General features: G+C 34.5%; 15 protein-coding genes. All 15 read right to left on the bottom strand.

Going from position 1 to position 13,141, the window contains the following annotated elements; all coding sequences use genetic code 11:
• Positions 1-61 precede the first annotated feature (61 nt).
• Entirely contained in the window at positions 62-289 is a 228-nt protein-coding gene (locus tag VIG73_RS07375) for a hypothetical protein (RefSeq protein WP_331640509.1), read from the bottom strand.
• Positions 290-363: 74 nt separating this feature from the next.
• Positions 364-1,728 (bottom strand): DUF7305 domain-containing protein, encoded by a 1,365-nt coding sequence (locus VIG73_RS07370; protein ID WP_331640507.1) that lies wholly within the window; start codon positions 1,726-1,728, stop codon positions 364-366.
• A complete protein-coding gene (locus tag VIG73_RS07365; RefSeq protein ID WP_331640506.1) occupies positions 1,706-2,158 on the bottom strand; it encodes a type II secretion system protein in 453 nt (150 codons plus the stop codon). The genes VIG73_RS07370 and VIG73_RS07365 overlap by 23 nt, the downstream gene beginning before the upstream one ends.
• Positions 2,145-2,594: a hypothetical protein gene (locus tag VIG73_RS07360; protein ID WP_331640504.1), complete on the bottom strand. Its 450-nt coding sequence runs from the start codon at positions 2,592-2,594 to the stop codon at positions 2,145-2,147. The genes VIG73_RS07365 and VIG73_RS07360 overlap by 14 nt, the downstream gene beginning before the upstream one ends.
• Positions 2,595-2,797: 203 nt before the next feature.
• A complete protein-coding gene (locus VIG73_RS07355) occupies positions 2,798-4,567 on the bottom strand; it encodes a hypothetical protein (RefSeq protein ID WP_331640502.1) in 1,770 nt (589 codons plus the stop codon).
• A gap of 68 nt (positions 4,568-4,635) precedes the next feature.
• Complete coding sequence (locus VIG73_RS07350) at positions 4,636-6,411, bottom strand: hypothetical protein (RefSeq protein ID WP_331640500.1); 1,776 nt, start codon at positions 6,409-6,411, stop codon at positions 4,636-4,638.
• Position 6,412: 1 nt separating this feature from the next.
• A complete protein-coding gene (locus VIG73_RS07345; protein WP_331640498.1) occupies positions 6,413-6,940 on the bottom strand; it encodes a prepilin-type N-terminal cleavage/methylation domain-containing protein in 528 nt (175 codons plus the stop codon).
• On the bottom strand, positions 6,924-7,421 hold the full coding sequence (locus VIG73_RS07340; RefSeq protein ID WP_331640496.1) for a prepilin-type N-terminal cleavage/methylation domain-containing protein: 498 nt from the start codon (positions 7,419-7,421) through the stop codon (positions 6,924-6,926). The genes VIG73_RS07345 and VIG73_RS07340 overlap by 17 nt, the downstream gene beginning before the upstream one ends.
• A gap of 18 nt (positions 7,422-7,439) precedes the next feature.
• A complete protein-coding gene (locus VIG73_RS07335) occupies positions 7,440-8,135 on the bottom strand; it encodes a hypothetical protein (protein ID WP_331640494.1) in 696 nt (231 codons plus the stop codon).
• Entirely contained in the window at positions 8,128-8,721 is a 594-nt protein-coding gene (locus VIG73_RS07330) for a PilN domain-containing protein (RefSeq protein ID WP_331640492.1), read from the bottom strand. The genes VIG73_RS07335 and VIG73_RS07330 overlap by 8 nt, the downstream gene beginning before the upstream one ends.
• Positions 8,708-9,730: a type IV pilus biogenesis protein PilM gene (pilM, locus tag VIG73_RS07325; RefSeq protein ID WP_331640490.1), complete on the bottom strand. Its 1,023-nt coding sequence runs from the start codon at positions 9,728-9,730 to the stop codon at positions 8,708-8,710. Before pilM ends, VIG73_RS07330 begins: the two co-directional genes overlap by 14 nt.
• 36 nt (positions 9,731-9,766) lie before the next feature.
• Positions 9,767-10,531, bottom strand: a complete 765-nt coding sequence (locus tag VIG73_RS07320; protein WP_331640487.1) for a prepilin peptidase — start codon at positions 10,529-10,531, stop codon at positions 9,767-9,769.
• Between the two features lie 63 nt (positions 10,532-10,594).
• A complete protein-coding gene (locus VIG73_RS07315; RefSeq protein ID WP_331640485.1) occupies positions 10,595-11,044 on the bottom strand; it encodes a prepilin-type N-terminal cleavage/methylation domain-containing protein in 450 nt (149 codons plus the stop codon).
• Between the two features lie 98 nt (positions 11,045-11,142).
• A complete protein-coding gene (locus VIG73_RS07310; protein ID WP_331640483.1) occupies positions 11,143-12,357 on the bottom strand; it encodes a type II secretion system F family protein in 1,215 nt (404 codons plus the stop codon).
• Positions 12,344-13,141: PilT/PilU family type 4a pilus ATPase (locus tag VIG73_RS07305; RefSeq protein WP_331640481.1), on the bottom strand; the 798-nt coding region annotated here is incomplete at its 5' end. The genes VIG73_RS07310 and VIG73_RS07305, both read right to left, overlap by 14 nt.

Genomic DNA, 13,141 nt, shown 5'->3' with positions numbered 1-13,141 from the left:
CAGCTTTCAACTGTACTAGTTTTATTACTAATTACTATTATACAGTTGAAGTATAAAAACCTCAATCCCTATATAACATGCGTTCCTTTAACTGCTCCTGTTCCATAATTGGTGGGTCTGTTAATTGTAAAAGGGTTGCTAAATTCCCGCCAATTACAAGCACTAAAAACAAGAGCCACGCTCCCCAAAAATATGTTTCTAATTCAGTCGAAGCTAGTGGTATAACAGGCCAAGCGAAATATAGGAAAAAACAAGCTAATAATAAACGCAACACAGCATACTGACGCATGTCACCATCTCCTCGTCCAAAGGATAATATATTATAATATATGTGTTCAAGGACAAAAGAGACCTAAATTAACCTCATTTTTCAACCTCGCGTACTGGTGTCTTTTTCACTGTTGGGGTAGCGCCTGTTTCTACTAAAGAATCTTCACGATCTGAAGCACCTAAGTTTTCGGCGGAAATAGGACCATCAATGACTAAGGGTGTATCAAAAATAATGCTAGAGTTATTTCCCAATATAGTATTTTTGGCGAAAACTCTCCCCTTAACTTTTGAATTATTTGATAAAGTTACTTGGGCATTGGGAGCTAAAATGAGCTGCGAATTATTAAGTGAATTATTTTCAAACGTTACATGAGCACCACCCGTAAAAATATTTCCATATATTCCACCATTATTGCTTAGGATAATGTTAGCAGATTTTGCATATAATGATCCATTTATGATTACATTGTTAGAGAATTCAACTCTATTATTTCCTTGATAAAAAACATTCAAATCATTAAGTTCCCCATTGTCATTTAATGCACTATTGTTATCAAAAGACATTTCATCTTTAATATAAATTGTTAATTTACCTTTCCCTTTTACATGTATTTTTCCATTGTTTCCTACATGAAGTTGATTTACAACAATTTCTTTATCCGATTTACCAACATCAAAAGTTAAAGTTGAATTATTAGATAAATGAATTTCACTTATTAATTGCGAATAATTTATTTCATATTTTTCTTTGTTATTTTTTTTAACAACAATATTAGGTTCTTTAGGAAAATCATCTGGATATACAGGAAATTCAGGAAGCTCAGGAAATGATTCTTTCTCTTTTTCCACTTTATTTCCTGTTATTTTTGCATTGTTTCCCAAGTAAATACTCTGTTCTACTGATTTTAAAGTACCAACATTTCCTTTTATCGTTGCATTATTATCCAATTCCAAATTATTTTTTACGAATACTGCTAAATCAGGTAATTCATAAGGAATTTTTTTAAATTTCTCCTCCCAGTCAGCGGAAAATGACAAGGAAATAGTTCGTGATTGTTTGTTAGAATGACCTGTTGAAATAATTTCAAATTGATTCTTAGTACCTTCTACTTTTTTTACATCGATAAGAGCAAAAGGTTTAACGTTTTTTACCTTTTCAAATTCATCATATCTATAATCTGTTATTACTAATTCACTAGCTAGTTTATTATAAAAGTCTAATTCACTTGAAGTGTCTTCATAGACCCCATATATTTGTTCCTCAATCTCCGCCATTTTCATATTCATACCGGCTTCAGCAATATAGAAGGCTGATTGATGTTCTTCATTCATTTGTGAAGATTTCAATGAATTATTAGCTAATGGCATTAAAGCTAATCCGATTGTTGTAACTAGAACGATGACTAACAAAACACCGACAAGTGCAAAACCGTGTTCATGTTTCAATCTCTTCATCATCGTTATCTCCCCTTAACATAATCGTCGTTTCCACTGTTTGCTTAGACGTACTAATTAGCAATAAATGGACCGCATTAGTTTCCCTCTCCATTTCAATGTTAAATGTAACAATTTCATCACTTATCATTGTGTTGTTTCGTCTAACTGTGTTATTCTCTCGGTCATGGATATAGATGTTTTCACCAATTTCCACACGATTCCCTGTCTTGACTGGACGCTTATCCGATTTCCGAATATCTTTTAAAACAACTTGACTCACATATGTTACATCATGCAATTGTTTTATGTCCGTCTTTTGTGTTGAAAATTGCTTCTGAATAAAAATTAATAACGAAGAAATAAAAATAAGAACGATTGAAACTAAAACGGTCGTTGCTAGAACTTCGACAAGTGTCATACCCGATTGTTTATTCGAATTACGGCTCTTCATGGATTTCTTCCTTCCATGTAAAAATATGTTGCATCAAGGCATTTTCTTTGCTATCGTCTTTATGCTTAACTTCTAACACAACATGACTTAAATGGTCAAATTCATCTGTTTGTTGTAATTTTAAAGTGAATTCAAAATCCGCTTCCGACTTTGTCCATAATTCCCACTCATTCTCATTTCCAATAAGTTCATATGAATCTAGTAACGGGGCACGCTCACTGTAAAAATAGTCCTCACTTTTCTGATAAAGCTTTTCTATTTCTGTTTGGGCTATATATGTGGCATTAACAGTACCTTGAGATACTTTATTGGTTTTGGCAGATTGATTAAGGAAATTAATAAAGATTGTTAGTAGTATCATTAAAAGAACAATAGAGGCAACAATTTCGACGAGTGTTAATCCTTCTTCATTTCGTTTGATTAGTATGGGCTTCAATCATATCACCCTAAAATTTAGTTTTAGTTAGCACGAATGACATAAAAAACTCGATGTAGTTCAATATACCTATTATTATACAGTTGAAACAGTGTTTACTCAATTCTTACAAGCCTTTTAACCTTCTATTCTGTTAAGTCTATAATAAAACACCTTCTAAAAGTAGAATCTTACATCTAACTTTAGAAGGTATCATCGATGGACTATTCTCTATTTATTAATAGTGGTCGTTCAATTTCATATACACGATCTTCTTGTAGTAAATCACTATATGCTTCTACAATATTCGGATCATATTCAATCTGTAAACGAGATTCACGTTTGGCTTGTTCTTTATACCCTTCATAGCCTCGACCTTCAATGAACTGTGCATCTTTAAATATAACAAGCTTTGACCGTCCACGTATGGCGTTTAATACAATTTTTGGAGCTGAAATACCACCTTTAATTTTTATGTTCATCTCATTTCCGAATATTTCCATATCCTCTTTTGAATAAAAATAACCATTAATAGGAGCTGGTTCATCTACAAATCGATTATTTCGTTCGATAGATATTTTTTTGTTTGCAAAAATAATGAGAGTGCCTGCTTTGCCATTTTCTTTTTCTAACGGTTTGATTTTTGCATGTCTAATTTTTACATTTCCATTGACGTATATGAGAGAATCAAAAGAAACATGGTCTCCTGTAATGATTAAATCCCCATTAACAAAAATTGGACCTCTTACTGTTGCTTTATTTTCAATAATTAAGTCGCCACCGACATAAAGTCCTTTTTTAAATGTTGCATCAGCCTTTGTTAAATGAGTTCGTCCTATGTGCAAATTGTTGTACGTAGCAAACTGACTAAACGTATGATGACCTAATAAATGAAATCTTTTTCTATCAAATTTCTTATTAAGGTGTGGAAACACTTTATGATTAGCATACTTGTTATAGGTGTTTTTTAATTCCCCTGAAATCCCATCTGTTTTAAAAACGGATGTATTGACATGTCTGACGCCTGGATCATCATGTTTATATATAAACTTATCCTTTTGACCAGATATATCAATCTCCTTTCGCTTAGGATCTCGTTCAATATAATCTGCTATATGTGCACCTACGAAAACTTCATCATCGATCTCATTTCGCTTTTTATAAGGTGAGCATTTGAAATCACTTCGATTAATATGTTCATCATAATCAAAATGCTTTTGTTTAAATTTTTTATTAGGAAAATCAAATGTATAAATGTCTCCTCCTAACGATAACTTAGACGGACTACCTTCTGGAGCTGGTTTAGCACTAGGGAAATAAGAATGAATCCAATATTTCCCTAAATACTTTTCATAACTACGATTTGTTGTAATCAAATTCCCTTCGACATTCATATCACCTGAAATCGATACACCACCGTGAAGAAATAAATTCCCTTCCCCGTTTGCACAGTGAAGATGATTTCTCTGGCATTCTTCGGATTTGTAAGTATTCACAGCATATTTCATAAAATCAGGTCCTCTTCGTCCACCAAGGTAAATCATTGCATAAACAGTTTTTTCTTTATCAGCCACAATTCCTGTACTTTTAAACGGTATTGCTTTATAAGTATCTTCTATCATTCTATAAGATTCGTCATGAATACAGGTTCGATACGCACCTGTTTCTCCCACTACTGTCGGCCATTCACTGTTTTCACATTCATACTTTTTCAAAATTTGGTTCACGTTATGATTAAATTCAGTTACTGAGACACCATCATTAGATGAGTTAACCATTGATTCAAACTGAGTATTAATTTCTTGTGTTATATGCTCTAATCCCTTCTCAGCTAATTCCCTTGCTTGTACATCTTGCTCTCTTACTCTATTACGCATCACGCCATTCATCGTCAACATAATAGATGTTATAGCTAAAACCCCAAATAGTATAGCTACTAGCAACGTTAAAAACAATGTGTAACCTTTCTCTTGTTGAATATGTTTAGTGAACATGCCATTCAATTCTCCTTTTAAAATATTTAATACTTATTGTGAGAGATGAATATCATGATCTTTCAAAATTAATGACGCTCGATTGTCTTAGGCGGATCAACATTATAAATGACAGGTTCTTGCTGTTTTAAATCAGAATAAGTGTTTATAATTTCTGGATTATAGATGACTTGAAGGCGAGAAGGTCTGTTTTCTTGTACAGAAGGCGAATCAAAATAATGATTTCCCCATCTATCTTCACTTGCGCTTCCTCTAACAGCATTTAAAATTATTCTACGTGCAGATATTCCACCTTCGACTCTAATATTTGATCCTACGCCAAACATTTCAAATGCATCTTCAGAATAAAAATATCCTCTTATATGACTCGGTGTATCCTCATTAACACTATTATTAGCAATTTTTATTGTGTCATTTGCAAATACAATTAATGAACCGTTTCGGTCGCCTTTGTTAAGACCGTTTATTCTTGAATATTGTATATCTACCGATTTATTTACATATATTAACGTATTTAATTTAGCATTAACACCTCTTACTATAAGATTACCGTTCACATAAATAGGACCATCAATATTTAATTCAGCATTCGGAGTTCTGCTATTCAAATGGCCTATAATCAAATCGCCATCTACATATAATCCTTTATTAAATATATGTGTGCCCGATGAAATCGTTAAGTCTCCATCTATATGTAATTGTCCAATTTGATTTCTTCCTGACATTGTATATGAGCCACGCGTTTTATCAACTTCTACATCTTTATAACATGGTGTTAATTTCCAAAAGCCACAACCCTTCTGAGATACCTTTACTCGTTCAATAGATTTATAATACGAATACAAGAAGTGATTCGGTGCCGAAATATTAATAAATTGTCTATTATTATTAGCATATAATTTGTTAACAAATGATTTATTTTTATCTAGTTTGTAATTCACTGCATGATCATTAATATTTATTCTGTTTGTAATAGGATCACGATTAATTAATTGTGGTGGATTCACAAACGCCTCTGCTGGTTTAACTAATTTATAATCTCGATATGAAGAAAATGATTTACGTGCTACATGATTCGAATAACCGCCACTAGGATGACCATTAAAAGTATAAATTTTACCTCCTAACACAAGCTTTGAAGTCCTTGCATTCGGACCAGCTAATGCTGTTGGCTTTTTTGAATCAATCCATTGTTCTCCCCTTAAATATGCATACCCTTTATTACTTGTAATTAAATCGCCATCTACTTTAAAATCACCTTCGATAGAAACTCCACCATGTAAAAAGAGATTACCTTCTCCTGGAATACAGTCCCTACCATTAGAGCACGTTTTGTGTGAACCGATTGCATATTTTAAAGCATCTGGTACTTCTTGAGCACCAATCTCAATTGTCGTTTTAATTTCTTTTTCTTTTCCATCAATCTTACCTTTACTTAAAAAAACTACTTCCCTTCTTAAATCGTTTCCGGAATCCTTATGTGTGGATTTTATACACGCTGAATAATCTCCTGTTTCACCAACCCCCTTAATAATAATTTTTTCATTTCCATTTTCACAATTATATTTATCTATTAAAGCACTTAACTCATCAGCAAAATGAGTGCGTGTTAATCCACTTTCTCCGAGTTTTTCTTGCAACTGTGTCTGAATCTCACTAACGATATGTTCTAAGCCTTTTTCAGATAATTCTTGTGCTTGAACGTATTGTTCACGTACTTTGTTTTTGGACATAGATGCCATTGTAAAATTAACCATGACGACTGCGAGTACAGTAAAGAGAATGGTAATAAGCAACGTTAAAAATAATGTGTATCCTTTGTCATTTTTAGTTCGTTGTTGCATATTATTCCCCCTTTCTCCCATTAGAATCATCGATGATTCCGATTTCACTAACGAGCTTTAATCGATGGTCTGTATCTTTTTTCTGTAATACGAGTGTTATTTTAAATTGATTGTCACTAATCTCTTCAATCATTGTTCCTACGTCAGATTTTGTTTCTTCAGATTCTGTTTGTTTAAAAACAACTTGTATATTGTGATTAGAGCGTAATAAGTTACCATCTTTAGTTAAGACATTTCCATCTTTAAAACCGATTATTTTATCATTAATTTCAAAGTAATATTCGTAATTATCAGAACTATTTAAGTGTTTCTTTTTAATCTCACTCGTTTTCACTGTATATAACTCGTTAATTAATTTTGACATTATATAGTCTGCTTCATCGCGTAGTTCTGTTTGAGCGGTAACATGTTCATATGATTTAAAACCCGCCATTAAAATTTGAATGCCAATCACAGATATAATCGACCCTATGACAAATACAGCCAATACTTCTACTAGTGTTAATCCACGTTCATTTTGCATAGCCATAATTCACATAACCTTCCACTTTATGGTTCATTTTGTTATCAGTATCTTTCACTGTGACAACGACGTTAATCAATTTTAGCCTTTTTTCTTCATGATTCTGACTAACATCAATGACAATGTTATAGTCCTTATTGTTTATCTTTGGCTTGTATAGCATTTTACATTGCTTATCTTCAAATAGGGCTTGACACTTGTGTAAATCATACGTTTCCTTTCCATTCCTATCAAAAACATAATCTGGCTTAGAACTTGGCTTTTCAATAAAAGAGCCATAATCAAGCTTCATTCGTTCAATCGTCGCTTTACCTAAATTAATTGCGACAAGATGTTCGTTATTTGATGTTGCTGTTTTATTTGTAAAAATCATAAGATTAAAAACACCAATCAGGACAATCGAGATTAAAACGACTGACGCCAAAACCTCTACAAGTGTAAAACCTGTTTGGTTATTACCACATTTACTTATTTCAGCTTTAAACACTCGATCATCCCCTTTAGCTTATCGATCCAAATAAAACGTCATTAACTGTACTTTAAACGTCATGATTTTACTCGGTGTTTCTGCTTTAATTAATTCTTCTTCACCAGGTTTTTCGAATTCTAGTGTACTGACGACAGTTATTCGTTCTTGCTTTTCCACTTCTGTTAAAAACTGCTTAAAACTCTTATAATTCGGTGAAGCGACTTCTAATTCTAAAATGATTGGTTGCAAAGCTTCTGGTTTATCACTGATATCGATTGCAGGCTTAACCTTTTTGTCTTCTGCGTCATTTTCCTCATCATTCTCATTTGCATCATCGCTTTGATGAGCAGAATCAGATTCTTCTCCTGTTTCATCCATACCTGTCTCAGGAAAATCACCATCATAACTAAAATCAACTTTAATAATTTGACTCGAGCTTACAGCTTCTATCTCTTCTAAAGTTAATAGCAGCTGATCTAATAATTTTGTTTTTGGGAGTTTCTTTTCTTGTTCATGTTCCTCATAAACAAATACTTCATCGTCTTTTTTCGTTTCTAGTTCCCCTTGTAATTGTTCGATATCTAATTTTAACGTTTGTGAAGATGCTTCAACATGTTCAGCTTCTTCTCGCATTGGCTTAAAAAAAATAACATATAAAACGATTAATAGAATTAATAATAATGACATTAAAACCCATAGTATTCGTTTGTTTTCATGAAATAAATTATTCATCTTCACTACCCCCTTGCTTTAATTGTTCTAAATTGAGTACAAGGGAATAACTAACATCGTATCTTGGAATCGTATCAAATGAATACAAGTCTTCATCTTCCAATTCTTCTGTAGGAATCGTATCAATCTCATCAACCATCGCTTCAGTAATGAATTTTGATTGTACTAATTTATCCGTATAGCTTGATGCATCGTTTAATGTTTCAAACTGTGTTTTTAGCTTTACCGTTCGGAAGTTATATTCATATTCTGTCAAATAAGCATGCTCAGGTAATAGGTCCAATAATTCATCTATAAAATGCGATGTTGGAATCACAAAGTATTCTGCAAAACGAATTGAATCATCTACATTATGAATGTCTTCATTAACCGACTGACTCTGTTTTGTTTCTAGTGCTGTTTTTTCCATTTCTAACTGATTAAATCTTTGTTCCGCTAGTTTTAAGTCTGATGACGTTGTGAAGTAGAAATAAGCAAATAAACTATATAATAAGACACACACGATGATACTAATTAAAAATATGTGATAAGACGTGTTACTTTGCTGTTCTCTTTCAGGAAGTAAGTTCACTTCAGGTAGCATCATGACTACCTCCTTTCAAAGCGAGACCTAAGACAGGGATATAACGAATATCGACCATATCATGCTCTGATAAATCACCCGTTAATAGTTTGACAGGAATATCATATTGTTCCTTTACTCTGTTTGCTACTTGCTCAATACGCGGATAATCTCCGTAAACGATAATTTCATCGATATTCTTTTCTCCCTTGTATAATGAATAACGATAGAAATCCATGATACGATCTAGTTCTGTAATCTGGTCTTCAATGACTCCCAAGAGCTCTTCCTTATCTTTTTTAAAAGTCCATTGAATGGATTCATTTTCTGTTTGTTCAGCTTTCCAGTGCCCTGGATTAATATCAAGTTCTTGGTGCCTTATAAATTCAGGTGTATGTTTATGAAAAATGCTTAAATGATGTGATGTTAAATTTAATTCGAAAAACAGCGAAACCGCATTTTGTTTACGCTCATGTAAATGATAATAGTAACGATAGACGCCCAATGATTGGATATCAACCGCCTCAGGTTGCAAGGATACATCAGAAAATAGATTAATAAACTTATTTACTTCTTCCTCAGGTGCTGCGAATAGGATGCCTTTGTTTTTTTGTTCTGTTTCAGCTTCTGTATCCGATGCTGCTTTTATTTGTTCTGGTACATAGACATCAAATAACGCATCTTGGAATGGAAGGTGAATCGTCTTTCCGATTTGGTCATAAAAATAATCTCTTAAATCCTCACCTTCTAACCGTGCTGGAAACTCGACATGACGCATTATGACGAGTGAGTTCGGAACATAAAACCGTACACGGCGATGACGTAGCCCCAGTTCACGGATTAATTCTTTCATCCAATCAAAAAATGCCATTTCATCAATGATTTTACCGTGTTCAATCATCCCGGTTGGAATCGGGCGTTCCTCTAATAATTTGATAGATTTTAAGTCACCATTTTTATTTTCTGCAATACGAATAGCATAATCTTCTATGACAATATTGACCGTACGTTTATTTTTTGAAAAGAAAAACATTGATGTCACCTTCCTCCTAAATGATGCCTTTAACTCCTATATCGATACGTTCCATAACCAATCTAAAAATACGCTTAATTCTTCTTCCATATAATAGACGACTAGTGCTGCTAAACCAATAAATGGACCGAATGGAATCGGTTGTTTACGTTGTAATTTTTGTTTTGCCATCATGATGAGGCCATAAATTAATCCGAATAATGACGCAAAAAATAAAGTAAAAAAGACTCCTTTTACCCCGACAAACAAGCCAAGGATAAAGAAAAGTTTTACATCACCACCACCCATGCCACCTTTACTAACAATGGCAATCAGCAGAAGTAATAAAAAGCCAATAATAGCTGCTAAGTAGGCATCCCACCATGGTTCAGTAGGGATGAAAATGCGGATGATTAGCATGATGCCTGCAAAGAAAAGCAGCACCTTATTCGGGATAATCATCTTTTCTAAATCTGAAATTGTAATAATGATGACGAGTGAAATGAGCAATAGAGCGATAAGCAACTCCTTTGACCATCCCACCAATAATGGTGAAATCGTAAAAAGAGTAGCCGTAGCACATTCAAATAAAGGATATTTAATGGAAATGGAAGTTCCACAGTTTTTACATTTTCCTCGTTGGAAAATATACGAAAATACCGGGATTAACTCCCAGGCCATTAGTTGGTGATTACATCTTGGACAATGTGAGCGTGGTGTGACAATTGATTCACCATTGGCTAAGCGGATACCAACCACATTGTAAAATGAACCGAGAATGAGACCGAATACAAAGAGATAAATATAGAGTAGGAATTCCATTTTCTCACATCCTTTTTATCATGGCCCCGGCGCGGGAACGCCGGGGATAAAACCATATATCTATTATTTACAAACTGCTTTTCGACCTTGTTGTAGCTTTGCTTCTGATGTATTTGTAATGCTACATTTATCATTTGCAGTATTCTTTAATGTCAATGTGATTTTATATTCTTCATTTTCTACTTTAACTGTAGCTGATGCATACTCCTCTTTATCCCATGGATCAACTGGAGAGCCTATAGTATTTAATTTTGTTTCGGTTGCTAAAATGTCTACACCATTGGTAAGGGCAGTTGAATCTATATCTCCACTAGATTCTGCCAATTTCACAGCTGAAATAATCTGCTGTGCGTTAGCGATATGTGCATCTTTCTTTGAATTTTCAATGACATTCCCAATCAACACAAACGCAATAGCTGCAACAATCGCTAAAATAACAACCACCGCTAGTAATTCGACTAAAGTCAAACCTCTTTGATCTTTTTTCGATTTCTCCATCCATTTTTTAAACATCTTTGTTCCTCCTCATTTTAGTAAAATAAATAGTATGATACCAATTGATATTTCATCGATTTCCGTTTGGCATCACCCCCTAAAAAGTAATTTTCATCTTATTGCATTTCTGTAAAAACAGTGAACATCGGAATCATAATGGATAAAACGATAAATCCAACGACAACCGCTAGTATAACAATCATCAGTGGTTCAATTAATGACTGTAAGGAATCGACAGTTCGATCGACATCGTCTTCATAGAAATCAGCAATTTTTTCAAGCATATAATCGAGTGAACCCGTTTGTTCTCCAATCGCTGTCATTTGTGACACAAGCGGTGGGAACACCCAGCTCTTCTCAAATGGTTCTGATAATGGGCTCCCTTGCTCTAGATTTACTCTTGCCTCGCGGACAACTTTTCCGATAACTGGATTGTCAACGACTTTCTCGACAATGCCAAGCGCTTGAAGAATCGGCACCGAACTGGAAAACAGTGATGACAATGTCCGTGTCATCCGGGCGATGGCAGACTTTTGCAATATTTTACCGAAAATAGGTATTTTTAATAGCCCATAATGCACTTGATAATGAAATGAATCATTGTTTTTAAACATGTACATAAACCCAATCGCAAAAACGATTGTCCCTATTAGTAAGATCCACCATGAACTTTGAATCAGTTCACTCATCGATACGACCATCTTCGTAATCGCTGGTAAGTCACCTTCAAACTGCTCAAACATACTAACAAAGTTCGGGACGATTGATAACATCATAAAGATAACCACACCGATAATTAATACGAGTAAAATAATCGGATAAGTCATTGTTGACTGGACTTTTTTCTTTAATTTATATTGTTTTTCGTAATACATTGCGAGCCTGTCCAATGTCTCGTCCAAGTTACCGGTCATTTCTCCAGCGCGAATCATGTTAATAAACAATGGTGGAAATACGCTTGGATGCTTCTTTGCGGCATCTGAATATGAATGTCCTTCACGAATATCGTTCTCTACCTTTTCTAAAGCAGATTGTAATACTTTGCTTTCCGATTGCGCGGTTAAGATATGGGTCGCTTCAACTATGGATACCCCCGCACGAATGAGTGTCGCAAACTGACGACAGTAAATAACGAAGTCGCGATTTTTAACCGATTTTCGTCCGAGAGACAACTCCTTATTAAAGATGGTTGCTTTCGTTTCTTTTATTTCTCGTAAGCTGATGCCTTTTTTCTTTAAATCACTAATAGCTTCACGACGTGATTCACTTTCAATCGTGCCTCGTTTTAAATGGCCTTTTCGCGTGCGCCCAGTATATTTATAGACGGGCATTAGAATCACCTACATTGTTTAAATAAACGGCTGCTGTTTCCCCATTAATTAAGCCAGCTGCAAGTAATTCTTGAATCGACATCTCAAGTGTATGCATACCAAGAGGACGACTCGTCTGCATAACATTCTTTATTTGGTTCACCTTCTCACTCCGAATGAGATTCGCGATGGATGGGTGATTTAATAAGATTTCTGTCGCAGCAATTCGACCAGATCCCATTGCACGTGGGAAGAGGCGTTGTGAAACGATTCCTTCTAACACATCAGCTAACTGAATACGAATTTGTGCTTGTTGATGTGGTGGAAACACATCAATGATTCGATTAATCGTTTGTGAAGCACTATTGGTATGTAAGGTTGCTAATACTAGGTGACCTGTTTCGGCAGCTGTAATCGCCGTTGAAATCGTCTCTAAATCTCGCATTTCACCGACTAAAATAATATCGGGATCTTGACGTAATGCCGCTCGTAACCCATTAGCAAATTTCAGTGTGTCAGAACCGACCTCTCGCTGATGGACCATTGACTTTCCATGCTCGTGTACATATTCAATCGGATCTTCAAGTGTGATGATATGCTTTGCTTCACGTTGATTAATATAGTCAATCATCGCCGCTAGAGTTGTTGATTTCCCTGAGCCGGTTGGTCCTGTTACTAAGATGAGACCGTGTGGTTTTAAAGCCAATTGTTCTAAAACAGGTGGCATATTCAGTTGTTGGATGGTCGGTATGTTATCCGGAATAATCCTTGCAACAAATGTCACATGTTGCTTTTGACGATAAAC

Source organism: Cerasibacillus sp. (genome assembly GCF_036516575.1).
Taxonomy (GTDB): Bacteria; Bacillota; Bacilli; order Bacillales; family Amphibacillaceae; genus Cerasibacillus.
The sequence above is the reverse complement of the archived record's forward strand: the minus strand, read 5'-3'. Positions and strand labels throughout refer to the sequence as shown.

What these genes read in the sequence shown, in the direction of transcription:
- VIG73_RS07375 (WP_331640509.1), bottom strand. Translation starts at nt 289, where the DNA reads ATGCGTCAGTATGCTGTGTTGCGTTTATTATTAGCTTGTTTTTTCCTA.
- VIG73_RS07370 (WP_331640507.1), bottom strand. Translation starts at nt 1,728, where the DNA reads ATGATGAAGAGATTGAAACATGAACACGGTTTTGCACTTGTCGGTGTT.
- VIG73_RS07365 (WP_331640506.1), bottom strand. Translation starts at nt 2,158, where the DNA reads ATGAAGAGCCGTAATTCGAATAAACAATCGGGTATGACACTTGTCGAA.
- VIG73_RS07355 (WP_331640502.1), bottom strand. Translation starts at nt 4,567, where the DNA reads ATGTTCACTAAACATATTCAACAAGAGAAAGGTTACACATTGTTTTTA.
- VIG73_RS07350 (WP_331640500.1), bottom strand. Translation starts at nt 6,411, where the DNA reads ATGCAACAACGAACTAAAAATGACAAAGGATACACATTATTTTTAACG.
- VIG73_RS07345 (WP_331640498.1), bottom strand. Translation starts at nt 6,940, where the DNA reads ATGGCTATGCAAAATGAACGTGGATTAACACTAGTAGAAGTATTGGCT.
- VIG73_RS07335 (WP_331640494.1), bottom strand. Translation starts at nt 8,135, where the DNA reads ATGAATAATTTATTTCATGAAAACAAACGAATACTATGGGTTTTAATG.
- VIG73_RS07330 (WP_331640492.1), bottom strand. Translation starts at nt 8,721, where the DNA reads ATGATGCTACCTGAAGTGAACTTACTTCCTGAAAGAGAACAGCAAAGT.
- pilM (WP_331640490.1), bottom strand. Translation starts at nt 9,730, where the DNA reads ATGTTTTTCTTTTCAAAAAATAAACGTACGGTCAATATTGTCATAGAA.
- VIG73_RS07320 (WP_331640487.1), bottom strand. Translation starts at nt 10,531, where the DNA reads ATGGAATTCCTACTCTATATTTATCTCTTTGTATTCGGTCTCATTCTC.
- VIG73_RS07315 (WP_331640485.1), bottom strand. Translation starts at nt 11,044, where the DNA reads ATGTTTAAAAAATGGATGGAGAAATCGAAAAAAGATCAAAGAGGTTTG.
- VIG73_RS07310 (WP_331640483.1), bottom strand. Translation starts at nt 12,357, where the DNA reads ATGCCCGTCTATAAATATACTGGGCGCACGCGAAAAGGCCATTTAAAA.